Annotated in this window: 13 protein-coding genes and 1 pseudogene; 10 read left to right on the top strand and 4 right to left on the bottom strand. The window is 48.4% G+C overall.

What is annotated here, in order from left to right; genetic code table 11:
- Positions 1–2 precede the first annotated feature (2 nt).
- Entirely contained in the window at positions 3–704 is a 702-nt protein-coding gene (gene pcaH, locus QWU00_RS15595; RefSeq protein ID WP_035381180.1) for a protocatechuate 3,4-dioxygenase subunit beta, read from the bottom strand.
- Positions 705–1,293: 589 nt separating this feature from the next.
- On the opposite strand from pcaH, the gene QWU00_RS15590 reads away from it, so the two are divergent.
- Together QWU00_RS15590 and QWU00_RS15585 are read left to right on the top strand one after the other, a co-directional pair.
- Positions 1,294–1,818: a helix-turn-helix domain-containing protein gene (locus tag QWU00_RS15590; protein WP_166443798.1), complete on the top strand. Its 525-nt coding sequence runs from the start codon at positions 1,294–1,296 to the stop codon at positions 1,816–1,818.
- A 47-nt stretch (positions 1,819–1,865) separates the two neighbouring features.
- On the top strand, positions 1,866–2,669 hold the full coding sequence (locus QWU00_RS15585) for an IclR family transcriptional regulator domain-containing protein (RefSeq protein ID WP_035381184.1): 804 nt from the start codon (positions 1,866–1,868) through the stop codon (positions 2,667–2,669).
- A gap of 30 nt (positions 2,670–2,699) precedes the next feature.
- On the opposite strand, the gene QWU00_RS15580 is transcribed toward QWU00_RS15585, so the two are convergent.
- On the bottom strand, positions 2,700–4,268 hold the full coding sequence (locus QWU00_RS15580; protein WP_166443797.1) for a carbohydrate porin: 1,569 nt from the start codon (positions 4,266–4,268) through the stop codon (positions 2,700–2,702).
- A gap of 360 nt (positions 4,269–4,628) precedes the next feature.
- Between QWU00_RS15580 and QWU00_RS15575 the strand changes: the two genes are divergently transcribed.
- From QWU00_RS15575 to QWU00_RS15555, 5 genes are all read left to right on the top strand, one after another.
- The gene (locus QWU00_RS15575; RefSeq protein WP_052051426.1) at positions 4,629–5,480 is read left to right on the top strand and encodes an IclR family transcriptional regulator; all 852 of its coding nucleotides are present in this window, start codon (positions 4,629–4,631) and stop codon (positions 5,478–5,480) included.
- Positions 5,481–5,555: 75 nt separating this feature from the next.
- Entirely contained in the window at positions 5,556–7,322 is a 1,767-nt protein-coding gene (locus QWU00_RS15570; protein ID WP_035381188.1) for an FAD-dependent oxidoreductase, read from the top strand.
- A gap of 55 nt (positions 7,323–7,377) precedes the next feature.
- On the top strand, positions 7,378–8,196 hold the full coding sequence (locus QWU00_RS15565; protein ID WP_035381190.1) for a sugar phosphate isomerase/epimerase family protein: 819 nt from the start codon (positions 7,378–7,380) through the stop codon (positions 8,194–8,196).
- The gene (locus QWU00_RS15560) at positions 8,193–9,257 is read left to right on the top strand and encodes a Gfo/Idh/MocA family protein (RefSeq protein WP_052051427.1); all 1,065 of its coding nucleotides are present in this window, start codon (positions 8,193–8,195) and stop codon (positions 9,255–9,257) included. The genes QWU00_RS15565 and QWU00_RS15560 overlap by 4 nt, the downstream gene beginning before the upstream one ends.
- 7 nt (positions 9,258–9,264) lie before the next feature.
- On the top strand, positions 9,265–11,025 hold the full coding sequence (locus tag QWU00_RS15555; RefSeq protein WP_052051428.1) for an FAD-dependent oxidoreductase: 1,761 nt from the start codon (positions 9,265–9,267) through the stop codon (positions 11,023–11,025).
- Positions 11,026–11,204: 179 nt separating this feature from the next.
- Here the strand turns inward: QWU00_RS15555 and QWU00_RS15550 are convergent, their stop codons facing one another.
- Complete coding sequence (locus tag QWU00_RS15550; protein ID WP_262411420.1) at positions 11,205–12,230, bottom strand: TonB-dependent receptor domain-containing protein; 1,026 nt, start codon at positions 12,228–12,230, stop codon at positions 11,205–11,207.
- A gap of 24 nt (positions 12,231–12,254) precedes the next feature.
- On the opposite strand from QWU00_RS15550, the gene QWU00_RS15545 reads away from it, so the two are divergent.
- A protein-coding gene (locus QWU00_RS15545) for an IS3 family transposase (RefSeq protein WP_150395534.1) occupies positions 12,255–13,441 on the top strand; the annotation gives its coding sequence in 2 pieces (ribosomal slippage) (positions 12,255–12,525 and positions 12,525–13,441; 1,188 coding nt in all).
- A 232-nt stretch (positions 13,442–13,673) separates the two neighbouring features.
- Here QWU00_RS15545 and QWU00_RS15540 read toward each other — a convergent pair.
- Positions 13,674–16,061: a Hint domain-containing protein gene (locus tag QWU00_RS15540; RefSeq protein WP_052051395.1), complete on the bottom strand. Its 2,388-nt coding sequence runs from the start codon at positions 16,059–16,061 to the stop codon at positions 13,674–13,676.
- 1,821 nt (positions 16,062–17,882) lie between these two features.
- Here QWU00_RS15540 and QWU00_RS15535 point away from each other — a divergent pair.
- Together QWU00_RS15535 and QWU00_RS15530 are read left to right on the top strand one after the other, a co-directional pair.
- Positions 17,883–18,716, top strand: coding sequence for an IclR family transcriptional regulator (locus tag QWU00_RS15535; protein WP_035380788.1), 834 nt, complete (start codon positions 17,883–17,885; stop codon positions 18,714–18,716).
- A 957-nt stretch (positions 18,717–19,673) separates the two neighbouring features.
- Positions 19,674–20,361, top strand: a pseudogene (locus QWU00_RS15530) (IS5 family transposase).
- Positions 20,362–20,497: the final 136 nt, after the last annotated feature.

Here is a 20,497-nt window from a genome sequence, read left to right as displayed (position 1 = left end):
CATCATGAATTCTCCATCGGCGTAGCATCACGACCTCTCAGCACGATGTCGTAAACATACCCTAGCGCCCATTCATTTTCAGTTGTGTTAATATCAAAGCGTGAGATCATTCGCTGGCGGGCGTCTGCTGGCACAGCACATGCAATAGGATCAATATCAAGTAGAGGATCACCAGGAAAATACATCTGGGTAATCAGGCGTGTGGCAAAACAGGGACCAAAAAGTGAAAAATGGATATGAGCCGGGCGCCACGCATTATGATGGTTACGCCAAGGATACGCGCCGGGTTTGATCGTGATAAAACGGTAACGCCCTTCCGCGTCTGTAATCACCCGTCCCTGTCCGATAAAATTAGGGTCTAAAGGGGCATCATGCTGGTCTTTTTTGTGGATGTAACGACCGGCTGCATTGCACTGCCATACTTCAATTATCGTATGCGGTATTGGTCGGCCTCTATCATCCAGAACCCGGCCAGACACAATGATACGCTCACCAAGAGGCTCTCCTTTTCCTTGGCGTGTCAGGTCTGCGACCGCAGGCCGTAGCAATTTTTCTCCAAAATTGATCGGTCCGGTTCCTTCTGTCAAAGTCTGAGGTATCTGAATGAGTGGCTTTCTTGGTGAGCGCGCTACCGTGCTGGCATATGCAGCGTAAAGTGACGGAGGTTCAGCCAAAGATTGAGGTGAATACTGGAGCATATCCATGTTTTTTGTTCCTTTTTCCGCTCCGGTTCTCTTTTGCGTTGTGCTCATGCTCTACAAAAAAAGACGTCATTAACGCCTAAGGTTGTGGGCACGAATCTGACAACAATGCGTTTGAGAAGAATCGTCTTTGCCTTAGGAGAATGGAAATTTTTTACAGAAGGGTCGATGTAAAAAGCCGTTCAAACTTGCACTTATCGGTCAGATCACAACAATGCGATAGTTACTGATGGAAAATAGAAAAATACCAATGTCTAGGTCTGATACCCCGAACCCCTTCCTGGATCATGACCGTATTGGCCATGTTGGCCTTGAAAGTTTCTTGCATATTGAACCATTGGAACGCCGCTCTCGCCCTGTGAATTGGCGCGTCCGACGCCACGCCCATACGTCACTCTCGCAAATCTTCCTTCTCTTCACAGGAGGAGGAGTTATAGAATTGGATGAAAAGACGGAAAACTTTGTTGGTCCTGGCTTCATCTGGGTTCCGGCCGGACATTTTCACTCCTTAAGTTATGCTCCCTGTACCAGCGGCTATGTTCTTACATTAGGCCATGGGCACCTGAGATCATTTGGTGAGCAATGTCCGGATATGATGGCCTTGCTTACTCACCCCACCATGATGAAAGCCAATCTCGGAGATTACGAGCGTATTCTCGGTATCACGCGCCATCAGCCAACTGTAACAGACTGTGCCTCAGCACTGATCAACAGTGCCATTTCCCAGCTTTTTCTAACGCTTACCTGCCGTCTCCTGCGTGCTACGCAGAATCCTTCGCCAACAGGCCGAGACGTGCAGCTTGTGGAAGCTTTTCACTCTTTAATTGAGAACGATCTGACCTCCCGCACCCCCCTGACAGATTATCTGAAAATATTGAACACCAGCGAGCGTACCTTGCGGCGCGCCTGCTTGCGTATGGCACTTCCCTCACCTCATGAGATTATTCAGATGCGACTTTCCTCTGAGGCACAACGTCTCCTTCTGTTTTCCGGCCTAAGTGCTGTCGAAATTTCTGAACGGCTGGGTTTTACTGATCCAGCCTATTTTTCACGCTGGTTTCGTCATCGCCATGGGTTAACCATTCGTGCTTTCAGAGAAGAGCGAGAGATGAAGTAAACAGGTTCATCTTGCCGTTCCTGATCTTCTCAGGCAGAAATAACAGTATGGAACACATACCTAATGGCCTAACTGACGATCCCGTTGAAAGCAGGGATTTTGTGACAGCCTTGGCTCGTGGTCTGGACGTTCTGAAAACCTGTTCAGACGCTCCCGATGGCCTGACGCTTTCCGATGTCGCACGCAAAGTCAATCTTCCTCGCGCAGCCGTAAGAAGAGCCTTGTTGACTTTGGTTGCTACTGGTTATCTTGCCCAGAACGGACGCCTTTTTCAATCAACGCCTCGTGTTCTTGATTTGTCAGGGCGTGTGTCAGATCTTCCGTTACCGCGCCTGGCGCAGCCTATCCTCAACCAACTAAGCCATACATTAGGAGAAAGCGCCTCTTTGGCTATTCTGGACGGGCAGGATATCCTTTATATCGCACGCTCAGAAGCACGGCGTATTCTCGCAGTGGACCTTACAGTCGGCGGGCATTTGCCTGCCTGGTGCACCTCCATGGGGCGCGTCCTACTCGCGGGTCTCAGCGAGCCAGAGCGACTGCAGCATCTCCCGCCTGTCCTTGAGGCCCGTACATCCAGAACCATAACCGACTTCGACACTTTGCATCAGCACCTGAAGCAGATACGGAGTGATGGCTACTGCGTTCAGGATCAGGAACTTGAAGCGGGCCTTCGCTCGGTCGCTGCTCCTGTTTTAGGGCATAAATCCAAAGTCGTAGCAGCCCTTAACGTTAGCACTCAAGCAACACGTACGCCACTTCGAGAACTCAAACGGTACATTCTGCCTGCGGTTATTGATGCTGCTGCTGCTCTTGGGCAGGCCCTACGTAAGCAGCAGCGAATATACTAATTAGAAATTAAAAATGTTCCGGTTCTGTATTCAAAACTGAGCCAGAAGACGGAAACCCGCTTCCAAGGCATTAGGGTAAGTACGTGTTGCATCAGGATGGATAATATATTGTAGATCTGGAAGTATTTTCAGGCCTCTGGTAATGAAGGCTGTATAAGTTAACTCAATAACCTGAAAACTGGATTGCGGCAGTTTTACGCCACCTCGGAGTGTTTGATAGCCTAAGTCTGATTGCAATTCCTGCGAGCGAGTGATTTTTCTATTCACATTTTGCCATGACCAGAAGAGTGAAATCGCATCCGTAACGCGGCCGGGAAACATCCCTTGCGAAATTATACCGGCTGTATACTGGCTCTGCCCGGGCAGTGAGGCCCCCATGTCCCATCCAGCAATTCCGAAAAGGATCAAACCCTGATCCTTGGCTGGTCCGTAACGCAGAATCATTTGGTCTCCACCCACATACCATGCTCCTCTTTGCCGTTCAGTTTTCGCAGCTTGATGAGAAATCAGGATGGGTCTTCCATCAACGGATGTAAAAGGATCTGGATGATCTGAAGTATCAACATACCCCCCTATCTTATAATGTCCGCTCAATTTATGACGCCCAAAAGAGGGCTCCCATCCGGCTTCCATCGGCACAACGTAACCAAGGGGCTTAAAGGAGAAATTGAACCCTGCCCGTCCTCCTTCCGTAGCTGATGCCTCAAAAAAACCGGCTTGGGTATACAAGTGATAACCAGGATTGTAACGCGCCATAATTCCCCACTGGGAGAACGGCCAGGAGCGCCACTTGGAGCCAACGGAGAGGCCTGTTGGATGGGCGCAGATCACACTGTTCAAGGCATAACAGCCAAAATATGAACTTGCGAACTTAAGATTGGCCGGTAGGCGGCCAAAATCCACCACCAGTTTTTTATCAAGTAGGCTTTGTTCAAAATACATATAAACCAACTTGTAAAGAACATTCCCCCCGGCACCATAGTCCTGCTGGGGTTGAATCAGTCCCGTAACGCCAAGATAATCTGTAGCCACACTCCGGCCTGCACGCTGGACACCCAGCATGTGGAAAGAAAGCCCCTTAAAGCCAAACATTTTTTCAAGATCAAAATCCGTTCCCATCACAACCTGATGAGAATAGGTAAACCCTTGCCTACGGCCACCCAGAGCATTCGCTACTCCTTCAACCATATAACTCAAAGTAAAATCAAAACCATGGCGAGAAAGACGTTGACGCCACCCCCCGAGCGAGCCAAGCAAGCGGTCTTCCTTGGGAACAACACGCACTTCTGGCCATGCTGATCCCAAAGCAGACGCATTCACGCCCATTCTCTGGCGCTGCTGAGCTGATGATGCGGCATTATCTTCAGCAAACACATCCAGTTCGCTCCAGAAGGAGTTGGGTTTGGGTTGAACCCCTTGTGAAAGGTTGCCGTTAGTTAAGGAAGAATTTTCTGTTTTAACAACAGGTTCTGCTCTCTTTGTCGGATGAGAAGAAATTTGTTTGGGTAATGTTGCTATCGGAAGAGATGCTCCCCGTTCAATAGTGCTCGTTTTGTTGACGGAAGGATCAGGGGCTGCATATGCAACCGAGATGTACATCCATGCCATCGGAAAAAAGGCGGATAGTGTAATCCGCCTGAAATTACAAAATAACATTGAAAGCAACCATTTTCTATCGGTTGAATGTTCCAGGCATTCTCAAATGCCTGGTAGGGATCGAACAGTTACCTGCGATATCCGCCACACAATCGATGCCGAATAGGAGCTCTCCTGTTTGAAGGTACGTTTTTCATACGACGCCTCATATGACGTTCTTGTTATTGGGGTGTTCCAGATCAAAGGTAAGCCATCAGTGATATGCGAATCTGGAAACATATTTCAAACTGATCTCTTGATATTGGAAACATTTTCCATTATCAAGAAAAATAGATTAGCCAGATGGCTCTTAGGAAAAAGCGAATGCCTTCCAAAATTACGTCCCGCAATCCCCCTGCTGAAGATAAGGTGGAAGAAAAATTGTCTCCTTCCGGGATTATGGAAAGAACGCTGGCTATTATTGAACTGCTATCTCGTCACGCAGCAGGGCTTCCTATTTCATCAATCAGTGCAGACCTTCGTATTCCGTTAAGTGCCACCCATCGGCTTACGTCTGACTTGCAAATCCTTGGTTATATTCATCAAGAAGGAGGAAGCGGGGGGCGATATCGCCTTACAATGAAATCGGTTTCAATTGCATTCACGTTTCTGGCGTCGTGTGGAATAACGGATCTTGCTCAACCTCTGCTTGATAAACTGGCGACGGAAAGTGGCGAGTTAGTTCGGTTGGCAGTGCCAGACGGGAATAAATTGACATGGATTGCCCGCGCACAAGGAAGCCGCAGCGGCCTGAAATATGATCCGGAAATGGGACAGGTCGCTCATTTGTCTTGTACCGCGACAGGTCTAGCATGGCTGGCAGCTATGCCAGATTCAGTGGCTGTCAACTTGGTGAAAGAGCAAGGCTACGGCGCTGAAGATGAATTTGGCCCGCAAGCACCACGTAGTGATAGCCAACTTCTTTCAGCACTCCATGCTACACGCAAAAGAGGTTTCAGCTTAACAGTCGCAACATTTGCCCCTTGGATGACAGCTATAGGGTGTGTCATTCGCTCTCGCACAACCAATGAGGCTTTGGCAACGCTCAGTATTGCAGGACCAACGTTACGTCTTCCTGAGGCACGAGCCCTTGATCTCGGCGAGCGTCTGGTAGACGCTGCGGAAGAGCTTGGAAATATGCAAATTATTCCAAGAGAAATTTCCAAAAAACTTTAGAAAATTCTCTCTTTTGTAAAAGACCTACTCATCGCAGGGCATTGTACCGAAAAATAATAAAAATGAGGTCACACAATGCGTTACACATCCCCATCATCCCACTTGGATGACATAATCACAACGGATCTTCTTGTCGTGGGTGCTGGTGCTGGAGGTATGAGCACCGCGCTATTTGCCAAAAGACGCAGTCTTGATGTGATTATTTGTGAAAAAACAGACATGGTAGGCGGAATTACTTCTACCTCAGGTGGAACAATCTGGGCGCCTGGTACGTCTCTTTCAAAAGAGGCGGGCGTCCCTGATGATGTAGAAAATGCCCGCCTCTTTCTACGCTCTGTTATTGGTGAGCGTTCTGGTGAAAAATTACGAGAGGCATTCCTAGAGGCTGCTCCCGCTGCAATTCAAGAGTTGCAGGACTATACTGATGTAAGACTTGCCGCAGCAACTGCGCATCCAGATTATCTTGAAGGTCCAGGAGCTGCTTATGGTGGTCGTGCATTAGCTCCTCTTCCTTTTGATGGAAGAGAACTAGGAAAAGATTTCAAACGTATTCGTCCCCCACGGCCAGAATTTCTCGCACCAGGCGGAATGATGGTCGGACGGAATGAACTAGACTCTCTTCTGAAACCATTTGGTTCTTTTAAAAATTTCCGGCACACATTGTCTTTGTTTGTCAGATTGCTGTCTGACCGCAAAAACCATACACGCGGTACACGTCTTGTTATGGGAAATGCCTTGGTCGGTCGTCTCCTGCTTAGTTTACGCAAAAAAGACATTCCTATTTTTTACAACTGGATACTGATTGATCTTATCAGGAAAGAGGAGAAAATAGCCGGAGCACGCTTTAAAACACCTTCTGGCGAGAAAACTATTTTTGCCCGTAAGGGAGTTGTTCTGGCTACAGGTGGTCTCGCAACTAATCAGGCTCTGCGAGCGAAAGTATTCCCTATAGCCGATCTCAAATCTCTCGCGCCAAAAAGTAACTCGGGAGACGGCATTACTGTTGGGTTGCGGGTAGGAGCAGGATTTTCTGATGGTGCAGAAAGTCCTGCCTTATGGATGCCCTGCTCTGCTCGTGTGACTCGCGGCGGTAAGGAATTGCTATGGCCACATATTATTCTTGATCGCGCAAAACCCGGCCTCCTTGCTGTAAACGGTGCAGGAAAACGCTTCGTGAATGAAGCTGGATCCTATCATGATTTCTGCATGGGCATGATCTCGGATAATAAAAAAGAGCCTTGCATGCCCGCATGGTTGATCTGTGATCGGGCATTTCTTCACAAGTATGGACTAGGGATGGTCTGGCCTGGCACCCGCCTCATCAAACGTTTTGCTCGTTCCGGATATCTTATTCAGGCAGCTACTGTAGGGAAACTAGCTACTGCTATTGGTATTGACCCGACAACCTTGGAATTTACGGTTGCTCGTTACAACGCTCTGGCCAGATCCGGTGTAGATACTGATTTTGGCCGCGGTTCCTCTACACTAAACCGCTTTAATGGTGACGATCATTGCAAGCCTAACCCTTGCATGCGCCCTCTGGGGCCCGGCCCCTACTATGCCATGGCCGTAAAGCCGGCAGATTTGGCGACAAGTGCTGGCCTGACTGGTACTATTGATGGCCAGATTACCGATAAAAACGGTCTACCAATCAATGGTCTTTATGCGTGCGGAAATGATTTAACCTCTCTCTTCAAGGGTACCTACCCAGGACCCGGAACCACATTGGGTCCAGCACTCGTTATGGCGTGGCGCATTGCAAATCATGTCGCCCACCAGTCTTCTCAAGTCCCATTATCTTCGGATATTGCTACACACCATGATAGAAAGGTATCAGCTTAAGTTGTTTCTTAAAAAAAATAATAACAGGTAATACACAACACGAGGAATCTCCCTCATGACACGGTCTATTTCTTTAGCGTGGTTAACAATAGCTCCCTTCAATCCATTGGATATGATTCCTTTAGCAAGAGAGATTGGGTACGACGGAATTGGTTTGCGCGCCTTACCTGCCACGCCAGGAGACGATCTTCCCCCTCTCCTTTCTGATGCTCACTTGAGAAAAAAGTTAAGATCTCTGGCTGCGCAACACGAAATCCGGTTCACAGATATGGAAATAATTCGCATTGATGAATTTTTTCGTATCGATAAATTTTTAGTTTTTCTAGATATATGTGCGGAACTCTCTATTCCGACAGTTCTTGTGGCGGGAGATGACCCCGACCTTTCCAGACTGACAGCCTCTTTTGCCTGTTTATGCGAGCAAGGTAAGTCCAGAGGTGTGTCTCCGGCATTGGAGTTTATGCCATGGACCAGTGTTCATGATGCGAAAACAGCCCATTCTATTGTTCACAATGCAGCCACAGATAATGGGAAAATTATTGTTGATACTTTGCATGTCGCTAGATCATCAACAACCCTCCAGGACCTTGCCACCATACCACGTGATCACCTTGCTTACGTTCAAATATGTGATGCCCCCGCCCCCATACCATCGACAAGAGAGGGGCTAATCCATACAGCTCGTGAGGCACGCCTGCTCCCCGAGCAAGGAGGCATTGAGCTTGCCAGTATTCTTGAGACCCTTCCGAAAGACCTCCCTGTTAGCATTGAAATTCCGAATAAAGAAGGGCATGCCCGTTACGGCAAAGCTCAATGGGCAAAAGATGCTTACTTCCTTACACAGGAACTCTTGCAAAAAGAGAGTCTAAAATGAGCCAGATGCCCATCCCCCGCATCCTTCTTGTTGGCGCAGGAGCTATCGGGCGTTTATATGCAGACAAAATCAGGAAGTGTAAATTTTGCACTCTTTCGGGCATTATTGATCCTACCCTTCAGGGGCGTGAATGGGCGGAAACCCTGAACATCCCATGGTTTGCCACTCTGGAAGATGCCCTAATATATGGACAACCAGACGCTGCCATAGTAGCCACCCCTAACCATACGCACCGTGATCTCGCCCTAAAACTTATTGATACTGGCGTTGTAACGCTTGTTGAAAAACCGATCGCCAGTTCTTTAAAGGATGCGGAAGATATTGTAAGAGCATCAGAAGAAAGTGGTGTGTCGGTTCTTGTAGGCCATCATAGGCGCCATAATCCTATTATCCGTGCAGCAAAAAACGTTATTGAGGAAGACACTCTAGGCCGCCTTACAAGCGTTACTATTATGGCGCTCTTTAACAAGCCGGACGAATATTTTTCTATTCCCTGGCGCCGTGAAGTAGGAGGAGGCTCGATCCTCATTAATCTAATCCATGAAATTGATCTGGTTCGTTATCTGTATGGAGAGATCAGAACCGTACAAGCTATAGCAAGTAATGCCAGACGTGGCTTTGAAGTTGAAGATACAGCATCAGTATTAATGCGGTTGGAAAATAATGTCCTGGTAACCGTATCTCTGAGTGATTGTGTATCCGCACCCTGGAGTTGGGATCTTCAATCAGGTGAGATCAGTTCCTATCCCACTCCGCCTGCATCGGTTACCACAACCATGGTTGCGGGGAGTAACGGTTCACTGTCACTGCCCTCTCTGGATATTTGGTCATATCAGGGTAAGCGTGACTGGTATGAACCACTCACACGGTCCTCAACCGGCTATTTTAAAGAAAGCCCTTATATAGCCCAATTACGCAATCTTTGCGATGTCGCTCAAGGACGAGCATTACCCGTTGTGCCAGCTAAAGAAGGCTTTCTAACACTCCGTGCCACTCTTGCTGTGGCAGAATCTGCCAAACGCAACACGATAATAGATCTTTCCAATACCACATATGATTAAGGAAAACATGATGGCGCATGTCGAACATTGTGACCTTCTGGTTTTAGGCTCGGGTGCTGCAGGGCTTTGCGCTGCGGTTACGGCTGCCAAACGCGGACTTAATGTCATTGTGGTTGAAAAAGAGTCTGTGCTGGGCGGCTCTACAGCATGGTCTGGTGGATGGATGTGGGTCCCTTGCACACGCCATGCTCGAGCTGACGGCAATATGGAAACTCTGGACGTTCCAGAAACATACTTACAACATGAACTCGGCCCGCAATTTGATGAACCCCGCATAAAAGCCTTATTACAGGCAGGACCAGAAATGGTTGAGTTTCTGGAAAAAGAAACGGATGTCTCATTTGTTTCCGGCACTTGGATTTGTGACATCCACGGCAACACACCCGGCGCCGGAACAGGAGCCAGATCTATCGTTGCGGCACCTTTTGACGGCCGAAAACTAGGTAAACTCTGGTCCCTTCTCCGGCCGCCAATGCGGGAGACAACACTGCATGGTTTAGGAATTCAGGCGGGTCCGGACCTGAAATCCTTCCTCAATGCGACACGTTCTTTCAAGGCACTTACCCACGTAATAAAACGCTTAACCCGTCACGCTGTGGATCTAGCGCTTTATAAGCGGAGTTCTCAGCTCGTAAACGGAAACGCCTTGATCGCCAGACTAATGCTTTCCGCCCAGAAAGCTGGCGTACGTTTTCTGGTCTCTAGTCCTGCAAAACAGCTTCTCATCGAAAATGGAGCAGTTTGTGGCGCAATGGTACACTCTAAAACCGGAGAAGCCCTGATTAAGACACGCGCGGGCGTCGTGCTGGCGACAGGTGGATTTCCGCATGACATAAAAAGACGCAAGGCTCTTTTTCCGCATACCCCTAGCGGAAAAGAACATTGGACAGTCGCGGCTCCGGGCACCTCAGGGGATGGCCTCTCTCTAGCAGAAACGGCTGGAGCAGAACTTAACACATCTGTTGCCTCTCCCGCAGCATGGTGTCCTGTTTCGCTTGTGCCCTTTCGTGATGGCACAATTGGGCATTATCCGCATATCATCGAACGTGCAAAGCCCGGCATTATTGCAGTAAAAGCCAACGGAAAGCGTTTTGTAAACGAGGCTGACGGCTATTATGATTACGTAACAGGGCTGTTTAATGCTTTGGAAGAAAATGAAGCGCCTATTTCCTGGCTTATCTGTTCACGCTCATTTCAAAGGCGCTGGGGACTGGGCTATGCAAAACCAGCTCCTTTTCCTTTACGCCCATATATTCAGAACGGCTACATCACGGAAGCAGGAACTATTCGAGAGTTGGCGACAAAGTGTGGCATTTCTCCCGAAGGGCTAGAGCAAACAATAAACACTTATAACAGCTTTGCCCGCAAAGGACTTGATCTTGAATTCGGACGAGGCAGTACTCCCTTCAATCGCTCAGGTGGAGATCCTTCCTGTACCCCTAATCCTTGCATCGCATCAATAGATAAGGGCCCATTCCTCGCGTTACGGATTGTTCCCGGAAGTTTCGGTACATTCTCAGGGGTCAGAACGGATCAACATGCACGTGCGCTAAATTCTACTAACTCTCCTATTCCAGGTTTATGGGTAGCTGGATCGGATCAAGCGAGTGTTATGGGTGGCTATTACCCTTCCGGTGGAATCAATCTGGGGCCGGCCATGACCTTTGGATATATTGCCGGTAAGGATGCAATCGCCCGTTTAAATTCAGCAGACACGGTTCTTCAACATCAATACGATGATCAATGCGATGAGAAAGAAGAAGCGTAAAATTAATCAGGTGGACAGATGGAGGGGTCTAAAGCCCCTTCATCTGAAGCGCTCCTTTCGCTTGCTCGTGATTGACCTCTCAATAGACTGCGCCACATAATTTATTATCTGGTGAGGACGTTATTTTTAGAAGCCTAACCGATCTTTCCTCATTATTCGGGTTTACCTCAGCCGTTACTCTAAAAATCTGCGCGAAGGCGGACTTCCCAGGTAGCGGGCAAGCCTGCTACGGCAATATTGTCTCCACCAACAAAATATCCACGTGTTACATCATAGTGTTTGTTGGTAATATTTCTACCAATACCTTCAATTTTCCACGGCCCATTATGCGGCGCAAAGGAAATGTATCCTCCCCACAATGTGTAACCGGGTAAAACATTTACGGCATTCAAGGAATGATCAGTTGTTCGCAGGCTGTAATCGACACCTGTTACCACATCGTATCGTCCTGTGTGCCATGTGTAATCTACAGACCCATTTGCTGTAAAATGTGGCACATCAATTGTGCGGCCAGAGACATTTTGTGAAATGCCGGTCCAGATTCCATTGACCTTCTGGGCTCCTACAACCGTGCTAAATTTATCATACGCGCCCGTCACATATGCGCCTGATTGAGAAATGTGCAGATCTGGTAATGGAGACCACGCAAATTCATACTCACCACCAAACATATGTGATTTTGGTGCATTAACAAACAAACCAATAGCGGAGCCTGTCGTGGGGCTATACACTTTGGATTGAACCTGACGATCGTAGTAATCGTAATAGAAGAAGTCAGCGTTGAATTTAATATTATATTTCGGAATAATCAGCTTGTTACCTACTTCAAACGCATAAAGCTGTTCGGGCTTGAATGGATTGGTCATTTGATTAACATCTGACGTATTATATACAGTAAATCCGCCAGATTTTATACCTTTGCTGAATGTGAAATAGAGCATATCATGCGATAGGGGATGATATTGCACACTGAACTTTGCAGACGGCAGGGTATAATCCTGTGATTGTTTGGCTACATAGTTTTGGGGATTGGTCACTACGCCATTGGTCAGGTAATGTGCATAAGCGTTATTAAGCGTGCGTTTTTCATGTTCAATGCGAATACCGCCCACCAATTGCAATTTAGGAGTGACATCATACTGCACCTGCCCAAACCCGCTTATAGAGGTGGTCCCCATTTTTCGGACAGGGCGATAAGCTATCATCTGGCCTGAACGAGGACGGGTTTTATGGGCAAGGTTACGCGGAAACGGTATGCGGCAGAGTTTAAGTCACGGGTTGCGCTGGAGGCGATCCGTGGGGAACTGACGCTGGCGGAACTGGCTTCGAAACATGGCGTGCATCAGACGATGATCGCCCAATGGAAGCGCCAGGCGATCGAAGGCATGGCAAGCCTTTTTTCTGGTAAGTCAGTAACGGAACCTTCAGTCAGCCCTGCTGATGTAGAGAAACTGCACGCCAAGATCGGCCAGTTGCTGGTGGAACGGGATTTTTTGCGGGATGCCTCTGCTCGGTTGGGCGTGATCAGAGGCGGCAGATGATTGACCCGAAGAGAGCATGCCTGCCGATAATCCGGCAATGCACGCTACTGCAACTCAACCGGTCGGGCGTCTACTATCGGCCTGTGCCACAGAGCGAAGCCAATCTGGAGCTGATGCGGCTGATCGACGCCCAGTTCCTGGAAACGCCGTATTATGGCTCACGGCAGATGACATGGCATCTGCGCCGCCTGGGACATGAAGTGGGCCGCAAGCGGGTCCGGCGGCTCATGGCGATCATGGGCCTGCGGGCGATCTACCAGAAGCCGCGCACGACCGTGCCCCATCCGGAGCATCGGAAATATCCATATCTGCTACGGGATCTGGTCATCAATCGGCCTGACCAGGTCTGGTGTTCCGATATCACATATATTCCCATGAAACGGGGATTTCTCTATCTCGTGGCGATCATGGACTGGTTCACGCGCAAGGTCCTGTCCTGGCGTCTGTCGAACACGATGGACGTGGAGTTCTGTATCGAGGCGCTACAGGATGCCCTCATGCGCTATGGCGCCCCGGACATTTTCAATACTGACCAGGGGTCGCAATTTACGACACCCCGTTTCACCGGGATACTGGAAGAGCGTCAGATCCGCATCAGTATGGACGGGCGTGGGCGATGGCTGGACAACGTGTTCATCGAGCGTCTGTGGCGGTCGCTGAAATATGAATGCGTCTACCTGCACGCGTTCGAGACCGGATCAGAGCTGAGGGCCGGGCTTGGCAGATGGATCGCCCATTATAACGAAAGGCGTCCGCATACGGCGCTGGCTGGACGAACGCCCGATGAGGCGTATCATAACGTGCCGACGCCATCTGGTCCGGGGTTAACCCCGGACCAGATGGCCAACAGCAACGCCGTCAGAAGGGCGGCATAACAACAACCGGGTATAGCTTATCAAGCCCGCAAAACTGTCCGAACGGACGGGACCACCTCTACTCCATGATCGGGACGCGCTTTCAAAGGCTACACTGTGTTGCGCCGCATCTCGCAGTTGAAGAAGGAGCGTCTCGATCATCTGGTCTCTTACCTTTTTAAGTCATACTCTAAATACAAAACATCTCTTGCGGCCATATTATAGCTACAAGAGATGTTTTAGCACTTAGGCGTCAGGCACTTAGGCTATTCTTCTGTTCCACCATCTTCTCACGATAAGAAAGAGAGGAAACAACTTCAATATTCAACAATCTAAACCCTTCAACGAGGAAGGTGGAAAGATCAATTTCAGCTCTACCAGCGGTCCACCTAGCAGTGTCAGCTTCGTACGATGCCCAACCTAGAATATTTTGCGGCTCCAGAGGTGCTTCAAGAGAGCACTTATTCCGTCCACCCATTAACTCTATGTTACCAATCAGAACGCCGAGCTCGCGCCGATCATCAACAAAAGAACCAATAACATCTACCGGGCGTGCTGTTCTGGAAACAATATACACTTTCTGTAGGCCCGGCGGCAACATGAAGACCACATTCTTCCCATTTTGTTTTACCGGCCGGATAACTGCACCGTCTGGCGTTTCAAGGTACAGATTTGGATCGTGAGACCATATATCCTGACTCCCATGCACTTCACCATTAAATCCGCTCATTTTATTACGGCCGTCGATAGCCCGATATATAGGCTCAACACTCTCACGGCTGGTTACTAGCGGAACAGCCGCATCACGCGCCCAGTCCTTCGGTGTCTCGAAGTGGCCTGCAACAACATCACTATCTGACAAACTGTTAAAGCTCGTCCGGTTACCTGTATCGAGATACGTTTCTGTCAGGACACCATCCGCTTCGATAACTGCATGCTGCTCTGTCTCAACATGGTAGTAATCATAAACAGCATACCGTGTATCGTAGCTGATATTTTTTCCATTCACCAACATACGGGCTGGAATAAAGGCACCGTTGATAAAGAGGCAATGTTCAGGTGTAACAAGCATGTCTTTGAAAGGCACGTTATCTTCAAGAGCGCCTTTGCTGATCCTTACTGGATAACCAGCTTCATCCGGGTAAGGAGATGTTGTGCGGACCACAGCTTGGCTTTTTCCGACCCATTTTACATCACGAGACATGAAAGTATCACCATCACGTACCATAATGACATCACCAGGCCGTATATCCTCTACAGGAACATACCCGGTTAGCATACGCACCAAGGTTCCAGTGAGAAAGCACGTTTCCAGAATTGTGGTGCCATTGTCATTAATAAATTTAAATTTATTTCTCACCCCTATAATATTTAAAGTGAATGTCTGACCACCCAATGCAAATGTAATATGGTTTGCATCAGAAAAAGAGATCGAAGAAGCCGCTCCTGTCAGCCCCTTGAAGATAATCTGGTCGCCGTCACTCCATCCTGTAAAGGTCTCGGCAATGTTGGTCGTTCCCGCAGAGATAACAACATTAGCCGGTTGGTCAAAACTGGTTCCAGCAAGGTTAACTGTTGAATTCCCGTTATTTCCACCCAACACAAGAGTGCCACCACCGGAAACGATCGTTATACCACTCAGAATACCGCCACTGGTTGCGCTGAGTGTACCGCCATTCGAAATAGTAGTCGCATAAGCGGTTCCACCACTGCTAACAACCTCCACACCTCCGGCGCCGAGAATGGTATTTGACGCCGTGCCGCCACTACTGACAGTTATAGTGCCGCCTGACATAACAATACTGCCAGAAGCGACGCCACCACTTTCTATAATTTCAGTGCCACCGCTTACGGTAAGCGAGAGTGTTCTACCACCAGATTCAACAATTTCTTTCCCACCGGTTCCCACGGAACCACTTACTGCCGTGCCGCCATGCAGAACGTAGGCTGTTCCGCCATTTTGAATACTTGCACCTGAGGCAACAGCAGTATTTGCCGTCCAACCGCTTTCCGTCCCCGAAACATTGGAGACCTTGGTTATTGTCCCACCCGAGCTATCGACTGCTGAAAGGTAATAGCCACCAATAATCTGCTGGCCACCGGCCTCGAAAAGGCCCCCACTCGCGGTTGCACCATTCAGAAGAAGCTGGGTGCCCTTAAAATGGCCACCATATGCGGACGCAGCGCTGACCATTTCTGTGGCCCCCACGTCGAATGTCCCGCCTGAAATGACACCGCCGGCTGGAAAAGGCTGCCCTTTGGCAGTGAAAGCACCTGCTGCAACGACACCACCGCCATGCACTGTAGGATCTGTGATTGTACCGTTCTGGGTAACAATCATACTTCCGCCGGATGCAACTGTCGCGCCACTAATAATGCCATTGGCAACTGCAACGCCCGCACCGCCGGACTGAATGGACGCAGCATTCAGAGTTCCAGACGTAAGAAGGACACCCAGATTGTTTGCTGTCGCCCCCGAAACATTACTGCTTCCAGACAGAACGTTCAGCGTGGCACTATTACCATTGGCCGTACCAGATGCAACGGCACCGTTAACAAGGTTACCGTAACTACGATCATAATTTACATAGCCCGAAACGTAACTGCTATAAAGCAGGTCGCTTTGATCGTCTGTTGCCATGACAGCACTCCCTATCCAACGATCGTTTAATGAGAACGGACGCGGACCGAGTTTCGAACTAGAAAAGACCCATCCGTTTGTAACGAACGAACAAACATTACTAATCTGTATAATTAGCAAAGCTACAAAACAAATGAAAACTATTTTTAGTAAACAAAACCTTAATTATTATTTTCATTTATTAATTTTTTATTTTTTTATGATGTTTTTATTTATTTAATAGTTCATACTTAAGTTATTTATTATTTATTTTTATAATTAATAACTTTATATTTATACTGAAACAACATTCATCTGGTATAAGATTTATTTTCCTTTCCTTATTATATAGCAACGCCGTCTCTCTTCAAAGAAAGCCCAACAGCAGTCACCTGCTGTCATCCGCCAGGATAATGTAGTCGCCAGTAAAAAGGATTAAAACGTTGGGAGGCCAAGGAAAGCACGTCTGTTAGCCTCATTCGGGAGCTGATATATCACGTCTGCCCACACGTGAAGAAATCGAAAAACAGTTAATTCAAGTTCTGAATCCCTTATTCAAGGAATAACATAATAAATATTAATGATTTCTCTAAACGTGTTTCTGCCCTACACTGAAAGCAACGCGGGAAATATTGTGCCCTAGATTGCCAGCCGGTCGCGCTGATCCGCGACAGGAAGAGATGGAAACGATATTGGCCAACCTAATCCTCATGGTAGCACTGGTGATTCTCATTGTTCGAATGACAAGAGCCATCTGTGATTTCTGACCAGCAAAACCTGGTCGCCCCGCGAACGGCTCACTGGCTTTCCCGCATTGGATCTCTTGATATCTCGGAGCATGGCCCTGTGATGGATTTTTGAAACAAGGCCATGCTTTTCCATGAAGGCCTCGTAAGGGTTTTTTTGATCGGTACATGGTGTGTGCCCAGACATCGGATGCCGTATCTCTGCGCTCAAGCAGTCCTTCTTTCAATAGTACTCCGTGGCTGCCTATAGCATCTTTGTCCTTCCATTTTTAAATCAACCTGCATCTCTGGTCGATGGAGAACATACAACTTGTGGCCCAAGAACGGGAGTGAGAGGTCTGTTGGATAGGTGGCCCATCATCCTTCTGGCGCATTTTCGTAAACTTCAGTGCTGATTGTCCATGAAGATCCTGAGGGAACAGCTCTGTGGGTTTGCCTCTCCATTGACGTGAAAATATCACACCATCAAATCCCGAGACTAAACAGCAGAGAGTTCATGTTTCATATCTGAAATCGATCGCGCTGGACCTGCGCTTCAGCAACGTTCAAAACTGCCTCCACGTCATTCAGCGCCAGATACTCTATAATTCCCCACACCTGCCCCCTGCCTGATGGAAAGAGTATAGACACGCGGTGTGCCGTCCGTGGAGGATACCAATCGAAAGATCAGCCCGGCGGAAGAAACGCGTTTTCCAGTCAAAGCCAATATAGGCCAGAAAAGAAAGTTTCCTGTACCTTTCCTTTGCCAGACTGGAACAACCGACAGGCATACTGCAATAACACCCGCAAGACGACGGGATAGCATTGTGCGTCATGAGTTGCGCCTCGCATAAAACAGTTCGCGATATCCACCATGGCCATACGCCGCCGTTCACTATCACAGGCCTATCAACGCTTGGCGTGACCTGAGAAACTCGAATTCTTTCTAAAAAAAGAAGAAAAGAGAACGAATTATTTCACAATTTTCAGGGTTTATAGAAGGAAAGAAAACAACTAATCAACCTCATCATCCCACTATGTAGGATAGAGCTCCAAAATATTGACGACTCCTTAGGCTGGTGTCCATGATGTGCTGAAAGCAAACGAAAGAACCAAGATGACTGGGATTGAAACATCTGCGTTCCCACCTGGAACGCAGACTTTGACGAGAGGCCTGTCGGTGATCGAAGCTGTGGCCGAAGGCCATAGTACATTGATGGAAATTGCCTCTGTCATTGGATGCAGCCGAAGCACCACCCATCGGCTAGCCAGCACACTAGTGCAGGCTGGCTATTTGCGTTCAACATCCAGTGCCAACGGCCAATCTTTCATCTTAGGCTCCCGCTTGGTAGAAATGGGATTTCTGGCACGCGATCATCTGCCGGTAGTAACCTTGGCACGCGATCATCTGACCGCGCTTGGTGCCAAAACCTGTGACACCGTTCACCTGGGTATCCGGGAGGGTGTTGAAGTGCTTTATCTGGACAAGATTCCCGGTCAACGCGGGCTGGAAATGCGCTCGCGTATCGGCAAACGTATGCCTCTTGCCTCGACAGGGCTTGGCAAAGCACTGATGCTGGATTTACCTGAATCCGAATGGCGCACGCTCTACAATGTTGCTTTAAGCCATCCAGCAACGCCCCATGCGCGGCTTCCTGACTGGAGTGATTATCGAGCCGGACTGCGCCAATCTGGCCTAATGAGCTGCGCCTTCGATTTAGAGGAAAATGAACCCGGCATCCGCTGCGTAGCAGCTCCAATCCGCGATGCTGGGGGAAAGGTAGTAGCCGCCGTAAGCTTGGCTAGCGCGACAATCTATATGTCCGAAATACGGGGTCCACCTCTGTTTGATCAGCACCAAGATTACGTAATTGCATTGTCTTGTTCAGGCCATTGCCCCCTATCCCCCCAAACGGGGATGATGTTACGGCAGGTGAAAGCTGTGCAATAGCCGCCAAAATATTAGTTTGACCAGTTTCCTTCAATTGATCCACACTATAACGGAAAACTTGTACTGTACTATGCTCCCTTGTGGAAGGAGACAGAACTGAATTACCAAGCCGCGTCCCTTGGACAGAAACTGTTTCATTTGCATGTGCAGTAACTTGACGAATATTTTTTGTTTTTTTATTGATAATAATGAAGTTTTTTGTTTTTTCTTATGATCGATTTTTTTCACATGACTTGTAGTGGAAGACATGGAAGCAGCACGTCCCTCGTTACTACATACCACACAGATCAGAACAAGAGCCCACACAACAGGCGATAGTGCGTTATCACTCCGAAACAATAATGGGTTAGTACGATGGCCAAACATTCCTGATATCCCTCTATCCCATATCGTCAAGAATTTATGGTGTTTCACATAAACCATTCATTTCGTTTCGACATCTAACCTATCATCGAAACGAAAATAAAGATTTATGTGTTTATCGTTATGGATAAATTTTCGTTATCCAATAAGGTTCTGTATAAATTAAGCTTAGGGTTTTCCTTATGAAATCCGGCTCGCTAACAAAGGCCGCATTCAGGACTGTCCATAATGAACAGCGAATAAGCATGATTATCTCTTTTTTTCCTCGCACCTCAATGCGACACCTGAGAGAAACAGCTGACAATTCGACCAGACGTTACGGCCTACCACCTCAGATAGATCGTTCTAAAAAACTCTTTTTTTAAGCTATCTCTTTGATTTCTATTTGTCAGTTCTAATTGTATAAGTCGCGATATGAAACAGCCTGCCTTCATTAATATTGAAGAGCGCCTGTCTCGCCTTAGAGCCAATCGACATTCAGGATTTCCAAATAGGCCAATCGCTGCTTCTAGGTCTCTGTGTTGATGGGGAGAGCTTGCGATGGGGATCAAGCGATCCGAATTGAGCACAGCGCAGTGGGAGCAGATCTGAGTTCTGTTGACAGAGAAGGCGAGCGATCCTGGGCGGACTGGATCGGACAACCGTCTGTGTGTAAACGGATGTTTATGGGTGTTGCGATCCGGCGCGCCCACTGATGCCGACCAGCCTGAACGCTATGGAAGCTGGAAGACGGTCCACCGGCACTTCAGTCGTTGGTGCCATGCGGGCGGGCGGGAGTGAGTATTTACCGCGCTGACCGCCGATCGCGATAACTCGTATCTGATGATTGATAGCACCATTGTCCGCGCACACCAGGACACGGCGACCGAAAAAGGGGGCGTAAAATCAGGCGCTGGGGCGTTCCCGAGGTGAATTAACCACCAAGATCCACATACTGGCCGACGCTCTTGGTCGACTGTTACGGTTCATTATCACCGGCGGTCAGGTTCATGACGCCACCCAGGCATCTGCATTGCTCGAAGGCCAGGCTGCGAGCGCGGTCATAGCCGATAAGGCTTATGACAGCAATGGGTTCCGCGAACAGATTGCTGTCATGAACGCAGAGGCTGCCATTCCGTCAAAACGGAACCGCAAGGTGTTCATCTCGCACGACCTGGCTCATTATAAAGACCGAAACCGTATCGAACGATGCTTCAATCGCCTCAAACATTTTCGTCGTTTCGCAACGCGCTACGATCGCACAACCATCCATTTCACAGTAGCCATGATCTGGATCGCTTGAATGTCGATTAGCCCTGGCGACTTGTGCAATACTTACTCGTGTTAAACCGCTACTCAGTGCCAATTGTAAAGCTTATGCGCTTGAATTTTTCCGTATGCCTCGTCAGCAAGGCGCTTTCTATTTTAAGCAATGAAAG

The organism is Acetobacter tropicalis (genome assembly GCF_030644465.1).
Classification (GTDB): Bacteria; Pseudomonadota; Alphaproteobacteria; order Acetobacterales; family Acetobacteraceae; genus Acetobacter; species Acetobacter tropicalis.
The sequence above is the reverse complement of the archived record's forward strand: the minus strand, read 5'-3'. Positions and strand labels throughout refer to the sequence as shown.

What these genes read in the sequence shown, in the direction of transcription:
- QWU00_RS15590 (WP_166443798.1), top strand. Translation starts at nt 1,294, where the DNA reads ATGATGGCCTTGCTTACTCACCCCACCATGATGAAAGCCAATCTCGGA.
- QWU00_RS15540 (WP_052051395.1), bottom strand. Translation starts at nt 16,061, where the DNA reads ATGGCAACAGACGATCAAAGCGACCTGCTTTATAGCAGTTACGTTTCG.
- QWU00_RS15570 (WP_035381188.1), top strand. Translation starts at nt 5,556, where the DNA reads ATGCGTTACACATCCCCATCATCCCACTTGGATGACATAATCACAACG.
- QWU00_RS15550 (WP_262411420.1), bottom strand. Translation starts at nt 12,230, where the DNA reads ATGATAGCTTATCGCCCTGTCCGAAAAATGGGGACCACCTCTATAAGC.
- QWU00_RS15575 (WP_052051426.1), top strand. Translation starts at nt 4,629, where the DNA reads ATGCCTTCCAAAATTACGTCCCGCAATCCCCCTGCTGAAGATAAGGTG.
- QWU00_RS15565 (WP_035381190.1), top strand. Translation starts at nt 7,378, where the DNA reads ATGACACGGTCTATTTCTTTAGCGTGGTTAACAATAGCTCCCTTCAAT.
- QWU00_RS15535 (WP_035380788.1), top strand. Translation starts at nt 17,883, where the DNA reads ATGACTGGGATTGAAACATCTGCGTTCCCACCTGGAACGCAGACTTTG.
- QWU00_RS15555 (WP_052051428.1), top strand. Translation starts at nt 9,265, where the DNA reads ATGATGGCGCATGTCGAACATTGTGACCTTCTGGTTTTAGGCTCGGGT.
- pcaH (WP_035381180.1), bottom strand. Translation starts at nt 704, where the DNA reads ATGGATATGCTCCAGTATTCACCTCAATCTTTGGCTGAACCTCCGTCA.
- QWU00_RS15560 (WP_052051427.1), top strand. Translation starts at nt 8,193, where the DNA reads ATGAGCCAGATGCCCATCCCCCGCATCCTTCTTGTTGGCGCAGGAGCT.
- QWU00_RS15585 (WP_035381184.1), top strand. Translation starts at nt 1,866, where the DNA reads ATGGAACACATACCTAATGGCCTAACTGACGATCCCGTTGAAAGCAGG.
- QWU00_RS15580 (WP_166443797.1), bottom strand. Translation starts at nt 4,268, where the DNA reads ATGTACATCTCGGTTGCATATGCAGCCCCTGATCCTTCCGTCAACAAA.